The sequence below is a fragment of the Clostridium carnis genome (genome assembly GCF_054657435.1).
This window is the reverse complement of sequence record NZ_BAAHYS010000001.1, coordinates 2,245,413-2,270,148: the sequence shown is the minus strand read 5'-3', so window position 1 is coordinate 2,270,148 and position 24,736 is coordinate 2,245,413. Positions and strand designations below refer to the sequence as shown.

23 protein-coding genes are annotated in these 24,736 nt (G+C 28.2%); 2 read left to right on the top strand and 21 right to left on the bottom strand.

The features are described from left to right. Positions 1-52 precede the first annotated feature (52 nt). From tpx to ACYQ1T_RS10910, 8 genes are all read right to left on the bottom strand, one after another. Positions 53-550, bottom strand: coding sequence for a thiol peroxidase (gene tpx, locus ACYQ1T_RS10945; RefSeq protein WP_459834679.1), 498 nt, complete (start codon positions 548-550; stop codon positions 53-55). Between the two features lie 232 nt (positions 551-782). Continuing rightward, the gene (locus ACYQ1T_RS10940; protein WP_459834678.1) at positions 783-2,333 is read right to left on the bottom strand and encodes a nitrite/sulfite reductase; all 1,551 of its coding nucleotides are present in this window, start codon (positions 2,331-2,333) and stop codon (positions 783-785) included. 329 nt (positions 2,334-2,662) lie between these two features. Further along, positions 2,663-3,787 (bottom strand): molecular chaperone DnaJ, encoded by a 1,125-nt coding sequence (gene dnaJ / locus ACYQ1T_RS10935; protein WP_459834677.1) that lies wholly within the window; start codon positions 3,785-3,787, stop codon positions 2,663-2,665. 96 nt (positions 3,788-3,883) lie between these two features. Next, a complete protein-coding gene (dnaK, locus tag ACYQ1T_RS10930; protein WP_459834676.1) occupies positions 3,884-5,731 on the bottom strand; it encodes a molecular chaperone DnaK in 1,848 nt (615 codons plus the stop codon). A gap of 67 nt (positions 5,732-5,798) precedes the next feature. Continuing rightward, complete coding sequence (gene grpE / locus ACYQ1T_RS10925; RefSeq protein ID WP_459834675.1) at positions 5,799-6,413, bottom strand: nucleotide exchange factor GrpE; 615 nt, start codon at positions 6,411-6,413, stop codon at positions 5,799-5,801. Positions 6,414-6,432: 19 nt separating this feature from the next. Beyond that, positions 6,433-7,464, bottom strand: coding sequence for a heat-inducible transcriptional repressor HrcA (hrcA, locus tag ACYQ1T_RS10920; protein WP_459834674.1), 1,032 nt, complete (start codon positions 7,462-7,464; stop codon positions 6,433-6,435). A 193-nt stretch (positions 7,465-7,657) separates the two neighbouring features. After that, positions 7,658-8,797 (bottom strand): radical SAM family heme chaperone HemW, encoded by a 1,140-nt coding sequence (gene hemW, locus ACYQ1T_RS10915; protein WP_459834673.1) that lies wholly within the window; start codon positions 8,795-8,797, stop codon positions 7,658-7,660. A gap of 118 nt (positions 8,798-8,915) precedes the next feature. Next, positions 8,916-9,185 (bottom strand): hypothetical protein, encoded by a 270-nt coding sequence (locus tag ACYQ1T_RS10910; RefSeq protein ID WP_459834672.1) that lies wholly within the window; start codon positions 9,183-9,185, stop codon positions 8,916-8,918. 178 nt (positions 9,186-9,363) lie between these two features. On the opposite strand from ACYQ1T_RS10910, the gene ACYQ1T_RS10905 reads away from it, so the two are divergent. After that, positions 9,364-10,275 (top strand): patatin-like phospholipase family protein, encoded by a 912-nt coding sequence (locus tag ACYQ1T_RS10905; RefSeq protein WP_459834671.1) that lies wholly within the window; start codon positions 9,364-9,366, stop codon positions 10,273-10,275. Positions 10,276-10,333: 58 nt separating this feature from the next. Here ACYQ1T_RS10905 and lepA read toward each other — a convergent pair whose 3' ends face one another. The 4 genes from lepA to gpr form a co-directional block, all read right to left on the bottom strand. Next, the gene (gene lepA / locus ACYQ1T_RS10900; RefSeq protein ID WP_459834670.1) at positions 10,334-12,139 is read right to left on the bottom strand and encodes a translation elongation factor 4; all 1,806 of its coding nucleotides are present in this window, start codon (positions 12,137-12,139) and stop codon (positions 10,334-10,336) included. A gap of 115 nt (positions 12,140-12,254) precedes the next feature. Next, on the bottom strand, positions 12,255-12,932 hold the full coding sequence (locus ACYQ1T_RS10895) for a hypothetical protein (protein ID WP_459834669.1): 678 nt from the start codon (positions 12,930-12,932) through the stop codon (positions 12,255-12,257). A gap of 74 nt (positions 12,933-13,006) precedes the next feature. After that, positions 13,007-14,110, bottom strand: a complete 1,104-nt coding sequence (locus ACYQ1T_RS10890) for a stage II sporulation protein P (protein WP_459834668.1) — start codon at positions 14,108-14,110, stop codon at positions 13,007-13,009. Positions 14,111-14,176: 66 nt separating this feature from the next. Further along, on the bottom strand, positions 14,177-15,151 hold the full coding sequence (gpr, locus tag ACYQ1T_RS10885; protein ID WP_459834667.1) for a GPR endopeptidase: 975 nt from the start codon (positions 15,149-15,151) through the stop codon (positions 14,177-14,179). 174 nt (positions 15,152-15,325) lie between these two features. Between gpr and rpsT the strand changes: the two genes are divergently transcribed. Further along, positions 15,326-15,589, top strand: coding sequence for a 30S ribosomal protein S20 (rpsT, locus tag ACYQ1T_RS10880; RefSeq protein ID WP_459834666.1), 264 nt, complete (start codon positions 15,326-15,328; stop codon positions 15,587-15,589). 48 nt (positions 15,590-15,637) lie between these two features. Here rpsT and holA read toward each other — a convergent pair whose 3' ends face one another. From holA to spoIIAA, 9 genes are all read right to left on the bottom strand, one after another. Next, positions 15,638-16,669 (bottom strand): DNA polymerase III subunit delta, encoded by a 1,032-nt coding sequence (holA, locus tag ACYQ1T_RS10875; protein ID WP_459834665.1) that lies wholly within the window; start codon positions 16,667-16,669, stop codon positions 15,638-15,640. Between the two features lie 15 nt (positions 16,670-16,684). Further along, complete coding sequence (locus ACYQ1T_RS10870) at positions 16,685-18,382, bottom strand: ComEC/Rec2 family competence protein (RefSeq protein ID WP_459836522.1); 1,698 nt, start codon at positions 18,380-18,382, stop codon at positions 16,685-16,687. A 7-nt stretch (positions 18,383-18,389) separates the two neighbouring features. Further along, positions 18,390-20,891, bottom strand: a complete 2,502-nt coding sequence (locus ACYQ1T_RS10865; protein ID WP_459834664.1) for a P-type ATPase actuator domain-containing protein — start codon at positions 20,889-20,891, stop codon at positions 18,390-18,392. A gap of 131 nt (positions 20,892-21,022) precedes the next feature. Beyond that, positions 21,023-21,379: a stage V sporulation protein AE gene (gene spoVAE, locus ACYQ1T_RS10860; protein ID WP_459834663.1), complete on the bottom strand. Its 357-nt coding sequence runs from the start codon at positions 21,377-21,379 to the stop codon at positions 21,023-21,025. A 14-nt stretch (positions 21,380-21,393) separates the two neighbouring features. Then, entirely contained in the window at positions 21,394-22,425 is a 1,032-nt protein-coding gene (spoVAD, locus tag ACYQ1T_RS10855; RefSeq protein ID WP_459834662.1) for a stage V sporulation protein AD, read from the bottom strand. Between the two features lie 43 nt (positions 22,426-22,468). Next, positions 22,469-22,939, bottom strand: a complete 471-nt coding sequence (gene spoVAC, locus ACYQ1T_RS10850) for a stage V sporulation protein AC (RefSeq protein ID WP_459834661.1) — start codon at positions 22,937-22,939, stop codon at positions 22,469-22,471. A gap of 218 nt (positions 22,940-23,157) precedes the next feature. Then, a complete protein-coding gene (gene sigF / locus ACYQ1T_RS10845) occupies positions 23,158-23,913 on the bottom strand; it encodes an RNA polymerase sporulation sigma factor SigF (RefSeq protein WP_459834660.1) in 756 nt (251 codons plus the stop codon). 9 nt (positions 23,914-23,922) lie between these two features. Then, positions 23,923-24,357 (bottom strand): anti-sigma F factor, encoded by a 435-nt coding sequence (gene spoIIAB / locus ACYQ1T_RS10840; RefSeq protein ID WP_459836520.1) that lies wholly within the window; start codon positions 24,355-24,357, stop codon positions 23,923-23,925. Positions 24,358-24,375: 18 nt separating this feature from the next. Further along, positions 24,376-24,711 carry an anti-sigma F factor antagonist gene (gene spoIIAA, locus ACYQ1T_RS10835; protein WP_459834659.1) on the bottom strand — a complete coding sequence of 112 codons (336 nt, stop codon included), beginning with the start codon at positions 24,709-24,711 and terminating at the stop codon, positions 24,376-24,378. Positions 24,712-24,736 lie beyond the last annotated feature (25 nt).

Genomic DNA, 24,736 nt, shown 5'->3' with positions numbered 1-24,736 from the left:
CTTCCATTGTTATATTTAAAAATAGAATTTCTTTATTTTTAAACAGTATTCTTTATTTAGCTTCTTTTACTGCCTTTAATATTTCTTCATAGTTTGGTTCGTTAGTTATTTCTTCTAAATACTCTATAAATGTTACTATCCCTTCAGAATTTACTACAAATGATGCTCTAGTTAATAATCCTAACTCTTTAATATATGTTCCTGTATTTTCACCAAAGCTTCTTTCTTTATAATCTGAAACTGTTTTTACATTTTCTACTCCAGCAGCTCCACACCATCTTCCTTGAGCAAATGGTAAATCCATTGATACAGTATAACAAGTTACTCCTTCAATTTTTGAAACTTCTTCATTAAATTTTCTAACTTCCATATCACAAACTGGAGTATCTATTGATGGGACACTTAAAAATACTCTTACTCCATTTGTATCTTTTAATGAAACTTCACTTAAATCATTTGCAACAACTACAAAGTCTCTTAATTTTTCTCCTACCTTTACTGTTTTTCCTTCTAATGTTAATGGTGCTCCTTGAAATGTAACTTTTTTCATATATATTTACTTCCTTTCACTTTTATTTATTCAAATATATTTTCTCAAATTTCATTCATTACTATACCTTAATTATAACAAATAATTATTATTTGTAAATATATATTATCAAATATTATCTTATATAAATATTTATATAAAAATAAAATTCATAATTACATAAAGCTAATAACTTTATAATTATGAATCTTATTAATTAAAATATTAATTTATTTTATAAATATTTTTTCTACTAAACTAAATATTTATTTATTATATTTTCTAATTCATTTTTATTTTTTTCTATATATTCTTTATAAGTAAGTCCAGAATTATCTATATCAATTGCTAAATCATATAAAAAATCTGGTATAGTATCTGCAAGCATATCTCCATAACATTTACCAAGTTTAGTTTCTCCTACAGCAAAACATCCATCTAAATAAAGTGAAAAACATTCTGATACTTTATCATTTACTCTCTTTTTCTTTCCTGTAAATCCTATATGACCTATTTGATGAACACCACATGAATTACCACATCCTGATATATGCACTCTTGGTAATATGTCTTTTTCAAATTTCTTTTCTTTAAAGTAGCTCATTATGTTTTCTAAAAGTCCTTGGCTATTACATATACCAACTTGACATATAGGAATTCCTATACAAGATACACTTTGTTCAAATAATGTTTTTCCACTCATTGGTTCTGTTAAATCTAATATTTCCTTAGCTTCATTTCCATTTAAATTTCTTATATAAATTCCCTCACTCATAGCTAATCTTAATTCTACATCTTCTACATCCTCAATAGCATCTATCAAACTCTTTAAATCAGTTGTTTTTAACTGCCCACCTAAAGGATGTAAATAGACACTATAAAGACCTTCTTGTTTTTGTTCAAATAATCTTTTTGATTTTATATCTATTTTTATTCCAGGTTTATTGTAGTTTTTAAAGCTAACCTCTATATCCATATTTTTTTTAGCTTTAGCTTCTTCAACGTATTTTTTATAACATTCTATAAAAGCCTCTTCACCCATTCTATCTAATATATATCTCACACGTGCTCTATTTCTATTTTCATAATCTCCTTCAGCCATGAAGAATTTTACCATAGCTTCTATATAATAAAGAATCTCATTTGGATTAATAAGTTCCGGATATTCAACAGCTAATTTAGGATTTTGTCCAAGACCTCCACCTAAATATCCTTGAAAATAATTCTTTCCATCTTTTTTTACTGCTATAAATCCTAAATCTTGAACTGTACAATGTGCTGCATCTGAATTACTGCTTGAAAAAGAAACCTTTAATTTTCTAGGTAATTTATAAGTATAAATTCTTTCCATGAAATATTTTTCTACTTCTAATGCATAAGGTGTAACATCAAAAGCTTCATCTTTATTAACACCTGATAGTGGGGAAATTGCTACATTTCTAGGATAATTACCACCTGAACCCCTAGTATAAATATCATTGTCTAAAGCTTCTTTCATTAAATCACAAACATTATCTATAGATAGTCCATGAAATTGAATAGCTTGGCGTGTTGTAAAATGTATTTTTTCAACATCATACTTTTTAGCTAATTCATAAACTTTTTTTATTTGATCAAGTCTTGCTACACCTGAACTTAACCTTAACCTTATCATAAAAGTTTTACCACCACGTTGACCATAAACCCCAAATCCACCTGATGCATGTTTAAATTGCATTAAATTTATTTCTCCATTTAAATATTCATGACCTTTAGCTCTAAACCCTTCAATTTCATCATATAAAACCTTTTTTAATTCAGTCATATGCTCACCTCTAATAATATTTTTTTCATCCACACTAGATAGTTTTTATTATATCACTAAAATTAATACATTCTTAATAGAATATTCTTATAATACTTATAAGCTAATACATATGAATAATTTGTTCGTATTATAAAAAGTTGATACTAATATTATCACTTTTATAACTTTATAACTGGTCTAAATAACAAAAAAGTAGATTCCAAATAACATTTCGCCTTATAGTAATAGTTTTATTATTTTAACTATTTACTATAAAGTGAGAATATTAAAAGAATCTACTTTTACATTTAATATAAAAATAAATTTAATTTTAATTCTATAATTTATTATTTAAAAAGGTCTTTAAAGCCTTTTTTATGAGGTATTGTCTCCCCTGTTCCTTCACCACAAGCATCCATAAATGCCTTAAGAGCATCTTTTTGCTTTTCGTTTAAATTTTTAGGAATATCAACTATTACTTTAACATATTGATCTCCTCTTCCTGTGGAATTTACTCTTGGAACACCTTTGCCTTTTAATCTAAATAATACTCCTGATTGAGTTCCTGCTGGTATTGTATATTTAACATCTCCATCTACAGTTGGAACAGTTATTTCTGTACCTAATGCAGCCTTACCCATTGATATATGAGTATCTATATAAATATCATTGCCTTTTCTCGTAAACTTCTTTGATGGAGCTACATTTATTCTTATATATAAATCTCCTGGTGGGCCGTCATTTGTTCCATGTTCACCTTGACCTCTAAGCGGCATTACATTTCCTGTATCAACCCCTGCTGGTATATTAACAGTAATTTTCCTGTTTTTTCTAACATGACCTTTTCCACTACATTTTGAACAAGGTTGTTCTATTACTTTTCCTGTTCCACCACAAGTGTTACAAGTTGATGTACTTACAAAGCTTCCAAGAGGTGTTTGTCTTTGTACTCTTACTTGCCCTTGACCATTACAAGTTGGACAAGTTTTAGGTGAAGTACCTTCCTTTGCCCCATTACCCCTACAAGTTTCACACTTTTCACTTCTATTTATAGAGATTTCCTTTTCTACTCCAAATATAGCTTCTTCAAATGTAAGATTTAATGTATATTCTAAATCTTCACCTCTTTGAGGACCGTTTCTTCTTCTGCCGCCACCGCCGCCGAAGAAACTATCAAATATATCCCCAAAACCTCCCATATCTGAGAAGTCAAAGCCTCCAAAGCCTCCTGAACCAAATCCGCTTCCATCAAAGTCTGCAGTACCAAATTGATCATATCTTGCTTTCTTTTCAGGATCTGAAAGAACTTGATAAGCTTCATTTATTTCCTTGAACTTATCTTCTGCTTCTTTATTTCCTTGGTTTTTATCAGGATGATACTTTATAGCTAGCTTTCTAAAGGCTTTCTTTATTTCATCATCTGATGCACCTTTCTCTAATCCTAGAGATGCATAATAGTCTTTATTTGCCATCTATTTTTCACCACCAAATTTATTTCTACTTAATAAAAGGGAAGACGACTTATGCCTTCCCTCATATATTATAACTATTAACCTAGTCTGTTACAACTATTTATCTTCCTTAACTTCAAAGTCAGCATCAACTACGTTGTCATCATGAGCTGCTCCTTGATTTGCTCCACCCATATTGTTTGGATCAAATCCTGCTGCTCCATTAGCATTAGCATCAGCATATACTTTAGATGATATAGCATAGAACTCTTGAGTTAATTCTTCCATAGTCTTCTTTATAGCTTCAGTATCTTCACCATCTTTAATGCTATCTAATTCTGCAAGTTTAGCTTCTACTTTAGCCTTATCTTCTGCTGATACCTTATCTCCTAATTCTTCTAAAGCTTTCTTAGTTTGGTATGATACTTGGTCAGCATTATTTTTAACTTCTATTTTTTCTTTTCTCTTTTTATCTTCTTCTGCAAATTTTTCTGCTTCTTTTACTGCTGCTTCTACTTCATTTTCACTTAAATTTGTTGATGCAGTAATTGTAATGTTAGCTTCTTTATTTGTAGCTTTATCAACAGCTGATACTTTAACTAATCCATTAGCATCTATATCAAATGTAACTTCGATTTGTGGAATTCCTCTTGGTGCTGGAGCAATACCTGATAAAGTAAATCTACCTAAAGTCTTGTTATCAGCAGCCATTTGTCTTTCACCTTGTACTATGTGTATTTCAACTGATGTTTGACCATCTGCTGCAGTTGAGAATGTTTGGCTCTTCTTTGCAGGAATTGTAGTATTTCTTTCAATAAGAGGTGTAGCAACTCCACCTAAAGTTTCAATTCCAAGTGTTAATGGAGTAACGTCTAATAATAATACGTCTTTAACTTCTCCTGTTAATACACCTGCTTGTATAGCAGCACCTACTGCAACACATTCATCTGGGTTAACTCCCTTTGATGGTTCTTTTCCTGTAAAGTTTTTAACAGCTTCTTGAACAGCTGGAATTCTTGTTGATCCACCAACTAATATTACCTTATCAATATCACTTAATGAAAGGTTAGCATCTGCTAAAGCTTTTTTCATTGGTTCAATTGATCTTTGAACTAAGTCATGAGTTATTTCATTGAATTTAGCTCTAGTTAAGTTCATATCAATATGCTTTGGACCTGTTGCATCAGCAGTAATAAATGGTAAGTTAATATTTGTTTGTGTTGATGATGATAATTCTATCTTAGCCTTTTCAGCAGCTTCTTTTAATCTTTGAAGTGCCATTTTATCATTTCTTAAGTCTATTCCATTTTCTGCTTTAAATGTATCAGCGATGTAGTGCATAATCTTTTCATCAAAGTCATCTCCACCAAGCTTTGTATCTCCATTTGTTGATAATACTTCGAATACTCCATCTCCAAGTTCAAGGATAGATACGTCGAATGTACCACCACCTAAGTCATATACAAATATCTTTTGGTTTGTATCCATTTTATCTAAACCATAAGCTAAAGCAGCAGCTGTTGGTTCATTTATTATTCTTAATACTTCTAATCCTGCTATTCTACCAGCATCTTTAGTCGCTTGTCTTTCTGAATCATTAAAATAAGCTGGAACAGTTATAACTGCTTGAGTTACTGGTTCACCTAAGTAGCTTTCAGCATCAGCTTTGATTTTTTGAAGTACCATAGCTGATATTTGTTGTGGTGAGTGATCTTTTCCATCTATTGTAACTTTGTAGTTAGTTCCCATATGTCTTTTTATTGAAATTATTGTTTTATCTGGATTAGTGATCGCTTGTCTTTTAGCTACTTGACCTACTAATCTTTCTCCATTAGCTTGGAATGAAACTACTGATGGAGTAGTTCTTGCTCCTTCTGAGTTACTAATTACAACTGGTTCTCCACCTTCCATAACTGCAACACATGAATTTGTTGTTCCTAAATCAATTCCTATAATTTTTCCCATAATATATTTCCTCCTAAATCTCTATCATTTTTAATTTATTTATAAATTTTATTGATTTGTAGCTCAATTAATTTGCTACCTTAACCACTGTATATCTTATAACTTTATCGCCTCTTTTATATCCCTTTTGGAATACTTCAGCAATAGCATTTGCACCTAAACTTTCATCTTCAATATGCATTACTGCTTGATGAAGATTTGGATCAAATTCACCAGAAGCTTCTATTTCTTCAACACCTAACTTTTCAAAAGATCCTGAAACGCCTTTTATTGTCATTTCTATTCCCTTTTTAACATCATCTATATTTCCATCTGCTAAAAGAGCTCTTTCTAGGTTATCTAAAACAGGTAACATTTCCTTTAAAACATCTGTACAGGCATCTGTATATATACCTTCTTTTTCTTTAGCTGTTCTTTTTCTGTAATTTTCATATTCAGCTGTAAGTCTTAATAATCTATCCTTTAAAGCCTCATTTTCATTACTTAACTTTTTATTTTCGTCTTTAATTTTTCTCATTATTTTCAGAGGATTCGCCTCCTCTTCATTTTCTTCTTCTTTTTCACCCTCTATTTGGTCTTCATTAGTTTCTTCAGAAATTTCTTCTTCTAAAACCTCTTCTGGAGCTTCACAGTTTTTTGTATCGTCTACTACTTCTTCTTTAAACTCCTTGTTATCTTCCATAACAACACCTCATCTCTTTTTATTCTATGCTTTGATTTCTAAGGCTTTTATTTAACTCTTTCATAACCTGACCCATTATTGTTATTACCTTTGAATAATTTATTCTTTTAGGTCCAATTAAGCCTATAGTTCCTATTGGTCTTCCATCTAAAGAGTATTCTGCTGAAATTATGGAGCATTCCTTAGCTTCAGGGAAATAATTTTCTTCCCCTATTCTAATAGTAATATCTCCTTGTGGCTCTAAAAGTTCAATTAAGGAATCTTTATCATTTATTAAAGATAATATTTCTTTTGCCCTTTCGATATTATTGTACTCAGGGTAATTGAAAATATTTGTTGTTCCTTCTACTAGTATATCTGAATGATTTGCTTCTTTTAATGTTTCGTATAATGCTGGTAAAATTGCATTAAACAACTCATCAAACCCAGTTAATTCAGATTTTAAATTACTAATTACTTCTAGATTTATTTCTTCTATGGTTAAATTCTTAAGTCTCATATTTAAAACTTGATTTATCCTTTGAAGAGTCTCCATTCCTGGCATTTCAGTTACTCTAATTCTATGATTTTTAATAACTCCACTATCTGCTACTATCACTGATACTAAATTATGATTATCAATTACTAATAACTGAACTGATTTTATGTAGCTTTTTTTTACTGATGGAGTTTGAACTATAGATGTTAAGTTGGTTAGTTCTGACAATAACGAGCATGCCTGTTTAACTATTTTGTCTACTTCATACATTGCAGAATTAATAATGTACTCTTTAATTTTAAGTTCTTCTTCTTTACTTAATTTTTCAGTTTCCATTAACTTATCTACATATAATCTATACCCTTTATTAGAAGGTATTCTTCCTGCTGATGTATGGGGTTGTTCTAAATAACCCATCTCCTCTAGATCTGCCATTTCATTTCTTATTGTGGCTGATCCAACTCCTAAGTCATATCTTTTTGCTATTGTTCTAGAACCTACTGGCTCACCTGTCATGATATAGTCATTAATGATAGCCTGCAATATTCTAATTTTTCTTTCATCAATAGCCATAACATCACCTCTATCTGTTAGCACTCATTATTGTCGAGTGCTAATGACTACAATATCAATATATTCCTTCTAGGTTTTTTTGTCAATTTCATTAGCATTTAAATTTTTTTATATTTGCCAATTAATAAAAAATAACCTATACTTTCTCTTAATTTCTTACAATAACTCTTTTTTTCTTTTATATTAATTTTTATTATTTATCTAATATAAACTCACTCATTACAGTATTAGATATTTCAATTCCCTTTTCTGTTAGTCTTAAATTATATTCTTTTTTCTCTAGTAATCCACACTTTATATTTTTATCTATAATCTCACCATATATACTTGTAATATCAATTCCAAATCTTGATTTAAATTCTTTAATATTTATTCCTTCTATTAATCTAAGGCCCATAAACATAAATTCTTCCATATTATCCTCTAATGAATTTAATGTTATATTTTCTTCAACACTTTCTTTTTTATTTATTTTATCTATATAGTTTTTTACGTTGTCAATATTTTTATATCTATACCCATTTATAAAAGAACTGGATGCTGATCCTAGACCTAGATATTCTTCACATTTCCAATAAATTTTATTATGTAAACATTCATATCCACTCTTGGAATAATTCGATATTTCATATTGATTATATCCATATTTTTTTAAAATACTTTTAGTAACTGAATACATTTCTCTTTCATCATCTTCTAATGGTAAGTTTAGCTTATCTTCATCCCACATTTTATAGAAGCAAGTTCCCTCTTCTATTATTAAACTATATGCTGATATATGTTCTGGACCTAATTTTGAAATTTTCTCTAATGATTCTTTCCAATGTTCTAGTTTTTGATTTGGTAATCCAAACATTAAATCAACATTTATATTTTTAAATCCAACTTTTCTTGCTAATTTAAAATTTTCTTCAAAATCTTTAAATGTATGAATTCTTCCAATATCTTTTAAAAAATTATTTTGCACAGCTTGAAGTCCCATACTTATTCTATTTACACCATTTTCAAGCATTATCTTTAGCTTATCTTCTTCTAAAGCTCCTGGATTACATTCCATGGAAAATTCTATATCTTTTCCTAAAGTAAGCTTAGATAATGAAGTTAATACTTTTTTTATTTGATGCTTGTTTAAATATGATGGAGTACCACCACCAATAAATATGCTTCTAATTAAATAATCTTTACCTTTATTTTCAATTTCATCGCATAATGCATCTACATAATCATCCATAAGATAATCTAAGGATGCATAAGATGGAAAATCACAGTAAAAACATTTTTGTTTACAAAAAGGTATATGTATATAAAGTGCTACTTCTTTTTTTAATTTCATTTTTTATCTCACTTTCTTTATCTTATATTTTATAAGATTATTACCATATATAATAACCTAAAATTTTATATAACTAAAGGGAATAAAACAATATTATTCCCTTTAGCTTAGCAATATATTAAATTTCAATTAAATCTAAATTTATTACATTATGCTTAATAACATCTCTTTGAACACTAAATATTTTTGTATTTAAAGTTTCTCCATTAAAATTTATTTCCATATTTGAATTCAATCCATTTCTTAATAGATAAGTTTCTAATTTATATCCTAAAACTGATATTAATTGAACTTCTCCATTTTTTCTTTTTAAAGTTCCAGTAGTATATCCAGCATTTCTTAAAGATCTTCCTCTAGTTTTTACATCTCTTAATCTTGCTTCTAACATAAAATTCCCCACCTTTTCAAAAATAATTTTACATTTAATATATATTTAGTAAGGCTCCATTTAATTACAATTATATTTATTAAGTAAAGAACTTTTTTAAATATAGGTTAATTTTTATATCAATAATCTTTTTTTTGAATAAAATGCTTATATATCTATATTAAGGAGTGTTATTTTTTTGAAAACTTTTAAAATACTATCCTTTGATGGTGGTGGGGTAAAAGGAGCCTTATCTGTAGGAATTTTAAAACGGATTTGCAGAAGATATCCTAATTTTCTAAATGAAGTTGATTTATTTGCAGGTACTTCAACAGGTTCAATTATAGCTCTTGCCTTAGCTAATAATATGTCTGTAGAATATTTAGATAACCTTTATAGTTATACAGTTACTAAAGAAATTTTCTCACCATCACGATTTAATTTATTTAGACCTAAATTTTCAAACAAAAATCTTCACAATATCCTTACCGAAAATTTTACTGATGAGTTAACTTTGAAGGATTTAAATAAATATGTTTTTATTCCTACATTTTCTATAAATGGATTTAGTAAAGATTCTTGGGAACCGGTATTTATTAATAATCTTACCACTAATCCAACTATTGATTTTAAGGTTGTAGATATTGCTTTAGCTAGTTCTGCTGCCCCTACATTTTTTCCATCATATAAAAATTTTATAGATGGTGGTGTAGTAGCTAATTCTCCTACTGCCTCTGCTGTATTTTCTTCAATTAATTCAATAAGTTATATTAATTACTCATCTCAAATTAAACTTCTTTCAATAGGAACTGGAGATTCCCCAGATAAAATTACTGGAAAAACAGATAACTGGGGAATTGCCCAATGGTCATTTCATCCTTTTGCTAAAATGCGTTCTCCATTTTTATCATTAGTAATGGATGGTATGTGTAATTTAGAAGATATGTATTGCCGTGAATTTTTAAAAGATAATTATTTTAGAATTAATCCTAAAGTTTCTAAATTTATTGAAATGGATAACTATAAACTAGTTCCTTATTTAAAAGAAATTGCAAAAAATGTTGATTTGAATTTATTATATGAATTTATAGAAGAAAAATTTATTAATTAAATTTCCATTTTAGGTATATAAAAAGGTTAAGCCAATTTACTTAGCTTAACCTTTTTTATTAATCTACCTTAAGTACTGCCATAAATGCTTCTTGTGGTATTTCTACTGATCCCACTTGTCTCATTCTCTTCTTTCCTTCTTTTTGCTTTTCAAGAAGTTTCTTCTTTCTTGAAATATCTCCACCATAACATTTTGCAAGAACGTCTTTTCTCATAGCCTTAACTGTTTCTCTAGCTATAATCTTTGACCCTACAGCTGCTTGAATTGGAACTTCAAACATTTGACGTGGTATTATTTCCTTAAGCTTTTCCGCTATTCCTCTTCCCTTGTCATATGCTCTTTCTCTTGGAACTATCATTGATAAAGCATCAACTACATCTCCATTTAACATAATATCAAGCTTAACAAGTTCTGTTCTTGTATATCCTTTAAACTCATAATCTAATGAAGCATATCCTCTAGTTCTTGATTTTAAAGTATCAAAGAAATCATATACTATTTCATTTAAAGGAATATCATAATTTATAGAAACTCTAGTTTCTTCTAAATATTGCATGTCAATAAAGATACCTCTTCTTTCTTGACAAAGTTCCATAACAGCTCCTACATAATCTGATGGTGCAATTATACTTCCTTTAACTACTGGTTCTTCCATATAATCTATTTCTGTAGGTTCTGGAAGGTTTGTTGGATTTGTAAGTTCAATCACTTCTCCATTAGTTTTTATTACTTTATAAATAACAGATGGAGCAGTTGTTATAATATCTAAATTAAATTCTCTTTCAATTCTTTCTTGGATTATTTCCATATGTAATAACCCTAAGAAACCACATCTAAATCCAAATCCTAAAGCTATCGATGTTTCTGGTTCAAAGCTTAACGCTGCATCATTTATTTGTAGTTTTTCTAATGCATCTTTTAATTCTTGGTATTTAGCTCCATCAACTGGATATATACCTGAATAAACCATTGGTATAGCAGGCTTATATCCTTCAAGTGCACATTCTGTTGGTCTATCAGCTTCAGTAATAGTATCACCAACTCTTGCATCTCTTACATTTTTAATGGAAGCTGCTATATATCCAACATCTCCAGCTCTTAATTCTCCTATTGGTAAAAGTTTTGGAGTAAATACACCTACTTCTGTAACTTCATAAACTTTATTTGTAGCCATTAATTTAATTTTAGTTCCTTGTTTTACAACACCATCTATAATTCTTACATATGAAACAACACCTTTATAACTATCATAGTATGAATCAAATATTAAAGCTTTAAGTGGGCCTTCTTCATCTCCTTTTGGAGCTGGAACCTTTTCAACTATTGTTTCTAAAACATCTCCAATATTTAAACCTGTTTTAGCTGAAATCATAGGTGCATCATGTGCTTCAATTCCTATAATATCTTCTATTTCTTGTTTTACTTCATCCGGTCTTGCTGATTGTAAATCAACTTTATTTATAACTGGTGCTATTTCTAAATCATTATTTAATGCTAAGTAGCAGTTTGCTAAAGTTTGGGCTTGAACTCCTTGAGTTGCATCTACTACTAATACAGCTCCTTCACAGGCAGCTAAACTTCTTGAAACCTCATAAGTAAAGTCTACGTGTCCTGGAGTATCTATTAAATTTAATATGTACTCTTCTCCATCTGCTCTTCTATATATAAGTCTTGCAGCTTGAGACTTTATTGTAATTCCTCTTTCTTTCTCAATTTCCATGTTATCAAGAATTTGCTCTTCCATCTCTCTTTGAGTAAGAGTTCCTGTAGCTTCTAATAATCTATCCGCTAGGGTTGATTTACCATGATCTATATGTGCGACTATTGAAAAATTTCTAATATATTCTTGTCTATTACTTTTCATATATATAAACTACTAATCTTATTTGATTAATAGTCACTTCACCCCCATTATAATTAAATCAGCTAAATTATATCACAGAAACCACATTAGATGTCAATATAAAGTGAAACTTTTATTATTCTGCAGGGTTAACCCATTCTTTCTTTTCTGTATTTGAATTTTTATTATTTAAAAAATCATCTACTATACTATCAAGTTCTGTATTTGCTTTTTTATTTTGAGAATCATTACTTTTAGTTTTATCCTTTGAATCTTTTTTGAAATCTTCTTTTTGTAATTCTTTATTTTCTAAAGCTTCACTTTGTGGCTCTTTATTTTCTAGATTTTCCTTTTTTGAGTCTTGTTCTTTTGACTTTTCATTTTGAGAGTTATTATTTTCATTAGATGTCTCATTTTCATAATTTTCATTCTCGTTATTTGAAGTATCTTTTTTCTCTTTTAGTTTACCTTCTATTTTATCCTTTATACTATTAAATCCTCCAGATATACTATTTCCTATTGCAAAAACCTTTTCTACTATTGGATTTTCCTTATCTACTCTAAATTCTTTATCATTTATTCTTATAGTTGTATCTTTATTTTCATCATTTGATTTATAAATTTTAATTGAAGCATCATCTTTTATAAATTCTTCAAAATCTGCTCCAAACTCTTCCTTTACAAGCTCATAATTATCTTCTCCAGTTCCTATTGGTGACAAAGCTTTAGTATTTATTATATTAATTTGAACAAGACCTATTGCTATTATTAATGCAAAACCTATTGTTGCTATTATTATTTTTTTATTTAACAAATGAGCACCCCCTAGTATTTTTTCTACCTATAAGGATGCTCACTTCATGAAATTTTATTCACTTAAGTTAATTTTTACTGTCTATTTAAATGCTCTGCTAATATTCTTGCTATATATTTTGCAGTAAGTTTCGCTTCTTGTGCTGTATTTATATTTGCTCCAACTTCAATTAATAACGCTCCATCACTTAAGCCACTATTAATTGATAACTGTCCATACTCATAAATATAAGTAGGCTTTATAAGGTCTGGAAATAGTGATTTCCCTATTCCATATAATTTATCTGCTAAAGCCTTATTTGCTGAATATTTTTGACTATTTTCAGCTGTAACAAACATCATCTTTGCTAAATCTTGCCCATTTAAATTAGCTGTAACTGCATTTTTATTTTCTGAACCATCTCTATGCAAATCTATTATAAGCTTAAAGTCTCCATACTTATCTAAATAACTTTTAACTGTTTCATTTGACCTTGCGTAACTGTTATTATAAACAACACTATGGTTAGTTTTATCATGTATAACTGATATTCCATACCCTTCTTCAAGTTCCTTTGTAAGCACATCTCCAACACCAACAACATTAAAGTTACTATCTGTTGTATCTTTTTTAGATTCTGAGTAGTTTTCTGTTGTATGTGTATGATAAAGTAATATTTCTGGTTTGGAATTATCTAATGCCTTTTTTAATGAAGGGTCATATGCAGCGCTTACCTTATTTAATTCAGCTAATTCCTCTGGGGTAACCTTTGCAATACTATTATCATTTAAATTAAATGGTTTTAAACTAGGTATATGTTTACTAATTATAGAGTTATTAAGAGATTCATCTCTAAAGAAACTTATTTCCTTTCCTATAATTCCATAAGCATTTATATTTCCAACACCTAGAGCTTCTGATATTATAGTTTTTAATGATAATTTATTTTCCATATAATTTTCCTCATTATATGTTTGCTCTTTTACTATTGGCATACCGATGTTTAACAATTGAACATATGCATATCCACCTCGTTCACTATGCCTATTAATTACTCCTATAGCTCTTGAAAAAAACACAACTATTAAAGCTATAATCATTATATATCCAACTCCAACCCCAGGTATGTTTGCCTTGGATTTTCCTCTGCTTATTTTTCTTTGTTGTCTACTATTAATTCCTTCTCTTAATTGATACACGATAATTCCCCCTTACTCTATCTATGTATATTAGAGAAGTTACATAATTATTAATCTATTTTTAATTTAATTCATAAATTTATTTATATCTTCCATATCTAGGTTTGGTTGAATTGCCATATTGATTCCATTTGCAATTATTTTAGCTAATGATTCTATTACTGCATCAACATCTTTTGGTGTAACCATTAAATCTCCTACAAATGGATTTAATATTTCATTAATTAAATTACTTTTTTCAACTTTATCTACTGACTTTAGCATATTATAAAATTCTTTTCCTGTTTCAGCTTTTCCTATAAGTTCATCTAATAATAAATCTATTGTATCATTTGCAATTGTTGATGCATGAACAACAGTTGGAACTCCTATAGCTATAACTTTAACACCTAAGGACTCCTCATTTATTTTCATCCTATGATTTCCAACACCTGCTCCTGGTGATATTCCTGTATCACTTATTTGTATTGTTCTATTTACTCTTTCTAATTTTCTAGATCCAAGTGCATCTATGCAAATAACTAAATCAGGTTTTATTTTATCTACTAAAGATTTTACTATTTCTCCTGTTTCTATTCCTGTTACTCCTAAAACCCCTGGAGCAATACAACAAACTGGTCTAACAGAATCATCAATAGCATCGGGCATTACTGTCTTTAGATGTCTTGTAACCATTATTTTTTCTGTAACCTTTGGTCCTAATGCATCTGGTGTTACTTTCCAGTTTCCAAGTCCTACTACTAAAGCTGTTTTTTCTTCTGAAATATCAACTAATCTTTTTAATACATTATCCATAACCTTAGCTACATTATCCATTGATTCTCCATCATAATGAGTAAACTCTGGAAAGTCTATTGTTATATAATTTCCCTTAGGCTTTCCAAGTTCTTTTCCTGCTTCATCACTTTCTATAGTTACTGTTGTAATTTTTATTTCACCTTCTACTTCTTCATCTACAATAACTCCATCTAATTCTCTTTTATTTTCTTTTGTGTACATATCTTTAGCTTCAATTGCTAAGTCTGTTCTTACATTTATCATAAAAATCCCTCCAAAAATTCTTCCATCCCTCTTATTTTTCCTTAATGTTTTAATTTAATACTTGAACTTACAAACTTTCAGTGTTATAATCTAGTATGTTAAAAACGAACTCGAACGCAGATTTCCCCAAAGCTGCAGAGAGGCCCTATAAAATTTTAAGGGGGTGAATTAGAAATGGCAAACATTAAATCAGCAAAAAAGAGAATTAAAGTTACAGAAGCTAAAACTGCTCAAAACAGAATGATCAAATCAGCTTTAAAGACTGCTATAAAGAAGTTTGAAGCTGCTGTTGCTTCAAATAATGCAGAAGAAGCTAAGGTTCTTTTCCCTAAGGCTGTTAAGTCTTTAGATATGGCTGCTCAAAAAGGAGTATGTCACAAGAACATGGTAGCTAGAAAGAAATCAAGATTAGCTGCAAAATTAAACGCTATGGCGTAATCAAATAAGAAGCCGGTCCAATTGGACCGGCTATTATTTTACATAATTTTACTTAATCATAAATGTCTTAAAAAGCATAAGTTCCATTTCTGTTTGTTTATCTACTCCTGATGACTTTATTTTTCTTTCAGTTTCTAAACATAATTTTAAAAGTTCTTGTAATTGTTTTATTGTAAATTTATCACATTGTCTCATAAGCTTTTCACAAATAAACGTAGGTAATTTAAATTTACTTGCAATATCATCTGCTCTTTTCCCTTTTGACATTAATATTTTTATTTCATATAATCTTTTAAAGTTATTTTCTATATTAGTTATAATAAGCATATGTTGGTCTGCCTTAAAAAGCAATTGATCCATTAAATCTATAGCACGTTCTGCTTTTCTTTGAGATATTAAATCTATTAAGTCGAATATATCATCTTCACTTGAATTTGGAATTAATTTATCAATATCACTTCTTTTTATTTCTCTTCCATTTGTATAAGATATAAGCTTATCTACTTCTCTTTTTATTACATCAAAGTTATTTTGAACTTTTTCTACAAAGTACTTAATTTCTATTTTTCCTATTGATTTACCTTGTAATTTAAATAATTCTTCTATTTTTTTCTCATATCTATCTCTTTTTAATTTATCGAAATGAACTACAGTAGATATCTTATCTAAATTATTAAGTTTTTTATTTTTCTTTGGTGTATCTCTTTTATCATTGAAAAGATAGTACATTATTAATATTGTATATGGCGGCATATCTTTAAGATATTTATTAATTTCTGTATAAATCTTTGTACCTGAGCTATCTGTCTTTTCCTTTAGAAAATCTGCTCTATATACAACTACAACTTTTTTATCTCCCATAAAAGGCATAGTTTCACATGCATTTAATATGTCTTCAAAGGTTGTAGTCATTCCATCTAATTTAATATAATTAAGATCTTGAAAGCTTTTATCTACAACTTTATCTACAAGTAAATTTATACCTTCTTTTATTAATTCTTCATCTAATCCACAAAAAATATACGAATTTTTTATTTCATTTTTTTTAACTTGATTTTCCAACAAATCGAAATTAATCAAAATAGTAAAGCCTCCTTAGTCTAGCCTTAAAACTTTATTCTTAAGTATTAATATTTTATCAAAACTTCCGTTATTAAAATCTATTATATCATATTCATCTTCTTTTTTCTCAAAAGAGGATACCTTTAATGAATATAACTTTCCATTTGTATTTAGTATAAAATCTTTTCCACTTTTCTTTATATTTATATACTTATTTATTTTAATTTTTTCTATCTCTTTATAAGTATTTGTAGCTAAGGATATTCTTTCAAGTTTCTCTAAATTTGCTTTACTTTTAGTTTTTACCAAAACTCTGTCTCCTCTATAGGATAAAAGTATTCCTCCATCTTTATAGTATTCAATTTTAGGAATAGGGCTATATATAACAATTATCACATATATAAGCATTATATATGGAAAATAGATAAATTTTTTATAACCTTTTTTATAAAAATAATATGCCATAATTATTGATAAATATAAAAATGCTAAACTCTCATTTACATATATTATTTCTGGCATTATATTCATAATCCAATTTGTAAATATATCTATTAGTACTGTACAATAGTGGACTATAAAACAAAGATAATTAAATATAAATGGTATTTTAAATGTTAATACTAATAAATTTCCAAGTATTATAATTAAACTTATAATAGGTGATATAACTAAGTTTCCTAATATAAATCCTAAAGAAAACTCCTTAAAATAAATTATAAGAACTGGCAATGTAAAAATTTGTGCAGAAATACATATAGAAAGAGATTCCCTTATATACTTAGGTAATTTATATAGTTTTTTATTTAAAGCTTTATTAAATAAAATTATGCCTAAGGTAGCCATAAATGTTAATTGAAATCCAACCTCAAAAATACAGTATGGTTTCATAAATATTAAAATTGTTCCCGCTAAAGATAAGGATGAAATTGGATTGTAATTTCTTTTTAATGGCATTGCCATACTAGTGCATAATAGCATTATATATGCTCTAATAGTTGATACTGATGCACCTGTAAATATTACGTAAAAAAACGCAATAAAAGGCGCCAACTTTGATCCAAATATCTTTTTAAGAACCAAATATACTAAAGCCATATGCATTCCTGATACTGCTATAGCATGTAAAACCCCTAAATTTTTCATTTCATTTTTATCTTCTATATCTAAAAATTCTGTATATCCAAAAGCTATGGATGAAACTAATGAACCTCTACGCCATCCTAATTTTTCTTTTATTTTATAAAAAATATCTTCTCTTATTTTATATAATTTTCTACTTATACCTTCAAATTTCTTTTCTATAGTGTTTATTTTATAATTTCCTATAATACCTTTAGTTATTTTAGTATTTTTCTCAAACTCTCCAGTTACTAATATTTTTTCTCCTATATTTAAATTTTTAATTTTTCCAGCTAAATATACCTTTCTTCCTTGAACTTCACCAATTCCACCATAAAAATTTAATGATGTAACCTTTATTTCTTCAATATTATTAGGTATATATTTATAATAAAAAATATTATTTGTAATTGAAACTAAAAATATTAATATAGTTATAAAAGTTATAAATAAACTACTTTTATAATAAATAAATATAAAAAAACAGCTAGCAATTATTAATGCTAGCCATTTATATTTAAAAATAATATTAAAACTAATACTTGCTAAAATAACACTTCCTAAAATATAGGACATTAAATTTAGCTCTTTTTCTTTAAGCAATGGCATCACCTCTTTAGGATTCTTGCCATTTTTTAATAATTATATCTCCTACTATAAAACTTAATAAAAGTCCACCTATTAGTATTCCTAATAATTGTGAATAAACTACTGAGGTCATAAAACCAATAAGAGCTAACGCTACCCCATATATTATAATTGCTATAAATAAAAGTCTTACACCATTATTAAAGCTTCTATAAGATATTCTACAATTTATAATAGTTGTAAGTAATGATATACCTCCAATTAATGCGCATGCTATAAATTCATAATGATCCTTAACTAAGAATATACCTATTATTGGAATTGAAATAAATAAAGCACCTCTAATAATAGATTTTTTACTAGATTCTTCTTTTCCAAAACACATATTTAATAATATTATTGGTGTTAGTAATAAAAAGTTCATAACCATCGTTGTATATTCATTAAATAATATTGATTCTGTAAATAAATAATGAAAATTAAGAGCAAATATTTGTGATAACATTACTAATACATAAATAGTAATACCTTGTACAATACTTTTATCCATTTCAATATTTTCTTTTAATAATTTAATAAAAGCCTTTACTGCACTTTCGTTTGTGTATATATCTCCACTTCTTTTTAATAAAGATGATGCTTTTCCTTTTACAATTCCTACTTGTGCCAAACTTACAAGTGGTAAATCTCCTAAAGTTTCTCCCTCAACGGCTACTTTAAAACCATCTTTATTAAATAGTGATACTATTTTAGTTTTTAGTTCTGGTGTTAGTCTACAAAAAACTCTTGTTTTTGAAATAACTTTACAAAACTCCTCTTCACTTAAATAACTTAATTCTATTCCTGAAATAACTTCTTCTGATGAAGATATTAGGTTAAGCTTTCTACCTAAAACTTCTCCCGTAATTTTATTATCATCTGTAAATATTATAGGTAATACTTTATTTCCCATTAATTCTTCTATTTCTTCTGTTATACCTTCTACAAATGGATTTTCTAATGCTATTAAACCAACAAATACTAAATTACTTTCTATGTTTTCTTGTTCTGATGGTTCATAATTAAAGCTTCTATAGGCTAAGGCTTCTGTAACAAGACCTTCTCTTGAGAAATTCATATCTGCCATTTTTATTTTTAATATATCCTCATTTGTTAATTCACGTTCAATACCATTTACTAATACATGAGTTGAAACTTCTAAAATGCTATCTAAGTTTCCTCTTGTATTTGCTCTATATCCTTTTCTATTTTTATTTACTGTAGTTATTAATTTTCTATTTGTATCTCGTGGCATTTCAAATTTTCTTTTATTTTTACTTTCTATAGTTCCTTTAAATAATGATTTTTCTAGTCCAAATTTAACATATGCAATTTCAAACATATCGCCTTTAGACCATTTACTATCATTATTATATTTTGCATTATTACACAATATAGATATATCAAGTAATCTTTTAACATTTATATCATTAACATCAAGCTTATTAGCCCCTATAATTTCTTCATTAGTATATACCTTTTCTACATAAAGTTCATTTTTTGTTAATGTTCCTACCTTATCTAAGAACATTACTTTAACATCCTTTACTAAATCTATAGTTGAAAAGTTTATTATTTCTATATTTTCATCTTTAAATCTGCCCTTTATAATCTTAACATATTCTAAAATTATTATAGGAGTACAAATGGATAAAATAGAAAATATTCCATATGCAAATATAGCTTCTTTACTTATTAGCTTTTCAGGTAATATTAAACCTAAAATAACTTGAGTTAGTATTAAACAAATTCCAACCTTTGACGCTATATTTTCTACCCTTTGAATCATAGTATGTTTTTTTACATTTACAGTATTTATAACTCTAAGCAATTTACCTAATTGAGTGTTATTTCCTGTTTCAACTACAATCCCTTTACCTTGTCCATCTTTAATTATGGATCCTCTAAAGAGCATATTATTTATATCTCCTATAGAACCTACATATCCACTAACTTTAGTCTCATATTTATCCTTTAAAAAACTATCTCCTGTTATACTTCTTTCATCTACTTTAAGATCTTTACTTTCTATTATTCTTATATCTGCTGATATAAAAGAATTCTTTCTAAAATAAACAATATCTCCTTTTACCAATTCCTCAGCTTCTATAAGTCTTTCAATACCTTCTCTAAGAACTAAAACTTGTGAAGTATTTAGATTTTGTAATATTTCAACCTCTTTTTCTTTAACTATTTCAAAATATATTTTAAAGCTTACACTTAAAATTAATAATAACCCTGTAATAATTGCTAATGAATTAAAACCCCTTATAGCAAATAAAATAATTATAGTTAAAATAAAATAAATATACTTTTGCTTTAATAGTCCCTTTAAAATATTAAGCTTTCCTCCACTATAAGGTAGACAAATTCTGTTATCCCCGTATTGTGTTCTCCTTATTTCACAATCATATTCATATAATCCTTTGTTAATACTACTACCAAGTAAATCTACTACTTTAACCCAAGTGTTACTATAATAGTCCCTCATTGGTTCACCTTCTCCCACGATTTTATAATTTAATTTAAATTATAATATATCTTTTATTATAACTAAAAAACCTGACATTTTATAGTATAAATTGTCAGGCTTAAAATATCAAAACATTAATTAAATTTTTTTTAAGATTTTGTTTTAGGATTAAAAATAACTGCCATAATATATCCAAAGAATATAGCTGCTGTTACTCCACCTGCTGTGGAAGTTATACCTCCAACAAAAGCTCCTAAAAGTCCTTGTTCATTAACAGCTTTAATAGCACCCTTAGCTAATGAGTTGCCAAATCCAGGAAGAGGAATGGAGGCTCCAGCACCTCCTATATCTATTATCTTATCATATAATCCAAAGGCACCTAAAATTGCACCTAAAGTTACAAATATTACCAAAATTCTAGCAGGAGTTAATTTCGTTGTATCCATTAATATTTGACCTACTACACAAATAAGTCCTCCAATTATAAAAGCATAAACATAATCCAATTTAAACACCTCTTTTATTTTCCTTTATATTCAATAGCTACAGCATGAGCTATACCTGGAATTGTTTCTCCTTGTAAAGATGATGTTGTACTCATTAATGCACCTGTTGAAATTAAAAGCACATTTTTAATTTCTTTTCTCATTAATTTTTTATAAAAATACCCAGTTGCAACTACGGCAGAACAACCACAGCCACTTCCTCCGGCATCAGTATTTTGTATAGCATCATCAAATATCATATCACCGCAATCAACATAATTTTCTCTTATATCGTATCCATATTCTAATAAAAGTTTATTAGTTATTTCTTTACCTACCTTACCTAAATCACCTGTTGCAATAACATCATAAAAATTTGGTTGTCTTCCAGTATCTTTAAAATGTTGTGCAATAGTATCTACAGCTGCTGGCGCCATAGCTGCTCCCATATTGTTTGAATCTTTAATTCCATAATCTTTTACTACACCTGTAGTTACATAAGTAACTTCTGGGAAGTTTCCTTCATGACCTAAAACCATAGCACCTGATCCTGTAACTGTCCATTGAGCTGTAGCACTTCTTTGTGAGCCATATTCTAGAGGAAATCTAAATTGTCTTTCAGCTGCACTAAAGTGTGATGATGTTGATGCTACAACATACTTTGCAAAATTTCCATCCATCATCATAGATGCTACACTTAATGATTCAGACATAGTAGAACAAGCTCCATATAGTCCAAAGAATGGAATGTTAAGTTGTCTTGCTGCAAAAGAGGATGATGTTATTTGATTTAAAAGGTCTCCTGCAAATAGGTAATCTATATCTGTTTCTTTTAAGCTCGCTCTACTTATAGCTCCCGTTATTGCTGTGTACATCATTTCACTTTCTGCTTTTTCATAACTATCTTTACCACAAGTATCATCATTTAATATTTCATCAAAATATTCTTTTAAAGGTCCTTCACCTTCCTTTGGACCAACAATAGAATATGTTGCAATTATTTTAGGTGGATTTTCTAATTTTACAGTATGTTTTCCTATCTTTTTTATATTGTTTGTATTATTCATATTTATCCTAACCTTTCTTGTATAGTAATCCTTTTTTTTCTACTTACATAAACATTTGAATAAGATAATAAATAATTCCTATAATAACAGAACTACCAACACCATAAACAAGAACCGGTCCAGCTATTGTAAACATCTTCGCTGCTACACCAAAAACAAAGCCTTCTTTTTTAAATTCTATTGCTGGTGCAACAATGGCATTTGCAAATCCTGTAATTGGTACAACAGTTCCTGCTCCTGCAAAGTTTGCAATTTTATCATAAATTCCTATTCCAGTTAATAATGCTCCTAGAAATACCATTATTATAGGTAGCCAAGTTTTAACTTCTTCTTCTGGAAAACCATTTTTAACTAAAAGCACTTGGATTATTTGTCCAATTGTACAAATAGCTCCACCAACTAAGAAAGCTCTTGCACAATTTTTTACGATTTTAGGCTTTGGTTCTGCTTCTTTAGTAATCGTTTGAAACTTATTAACTATTTGTTGTTCTTTTGGCATTCTTTTTTTAGACACAATAATCTCTCCTTTCGATATAATTTATTATCCCAAAAAAACCAGATAAAACACTGGGATATATTGTTAAATACCAAAAGAATTATAACTTATTTAGCTATTATTTGGATATTTATATAAATTTATAAATAAAAAAATCCTTTGACCTTTACAATCAAAAGATTTTTTTTAAATCTTTATATTCATTTTTATCAATCCTTCTAATTATCCTTTGTATGTTATTCTTCAAGTTTTTGCCGCATTTGTACAAGCACTTTCTTTTCTATTCTCGATACTTGAACCTGGCTTATCCCAAGTAATTTTGCTACTTGAACTTGAGTTTTATCTTTAAAGTATCTAAGCATTATTATTTGCCTTGCTTTATTATCAAGGCTTCTTAAAGCTTCCTTTAAAGCTATTCTATCTATCATACTACTATCATCTTCGCCTTTTTCGCTTAATTTATCTATAAGTAAAACAGGTGCTCCATCATCTTGATGAATAGTATCATATAGATATTGTAAACCTACTGAAGATTCTATTGCAAATAATATTTCTTCTTTATCTACTCCTGAAAATTCTGATAGCTCTTCTATGGTTGGATCTCTATCTAATTTTTTAGTTAACGCTTCTTTATCAAAATGTATTTTTCTTGCTAAACTTTTTACATTTCTACTTACTTTAATTATTCCATCATCTCTAATAAATCTTTTTATTTCTCCAATTATCATAGGAACTGCATAAGTAGAAAATTTCACGTTAAATTTTTCATCAAAATTATTTATAGCTTTAACTAGTCCAATAGACCCTATTTGAAATATATCCTCATAATCGTATCCTCTATTTAAAAACTTTTTACTAATGGATGATACAAGAGGTAAGTTCATTTCAATAAGTCTATTCATAGCTTCTTGACTACCAGCTTTAGCTAGAGATATTAATTGTGAGTTATCATCATAATTATACTCCTCTTTTCTTATACTTCCATTTTCCATATACTCCACCTAACTTACTGCATTGAATTTCTTCTTCATTATAATCTTTGTTCCCTGTCCTTCTTTACTTTCTACTTCTAAGCTATCCATAAATGTTTCCATAACTGTAAAACCCATACCTGATCTTTCAAGCTCTGGTTTAGAAGTGTATAAAGGTTCCCTTGCCATTTCAATATCTCTTATTCCTTTTCCAAAGTCTTGAATTGTAATTGTTATTTCACTTTCAAATATGCTTGCTTCTATTCTTATTATTCCCTCTTTTTTATTATCGTAACCATGAATTATAGAATTTGTTACAGCTTCTGATACTGCTGTCTTTACATCTGTAATTTCTTCTATTGTAGGGTCTAATTGTGATACAAATGCAGCCACTGCAACCCTTGCAAATCCTTCATTTTGGGATTTGCTCATTAACTCTATACTTACTTTATTATCTACATCCATCATCTTTAAACCCCTCCATTAAATGCATCTTACTGCTTCATCTACAGTGTCATATATAGTTATTATTTTATACATACCTGAAATTTCAAATACTTTATTTACGGTTCTATTTATTTCAGCTACACAAATTTTTCCGTCTCTATTTTTCATTTTTTTATATCTACCTATAACTACTCCAATTCCTGAACTATCCATAAATGTTACACCATTAAAATTTAATATAACTTTTCTTATGTTATCTCTATCTATTCTATCATCTATCTTTACTCGCACCTCTTCTGCGCTATGATGATCTAACTCTCCCATTAGGCTTATAATTAACTTTTCTTCATTTTTGTCGAATTTTAGATACATATAATCACTCCAAAGTCTCTTTACC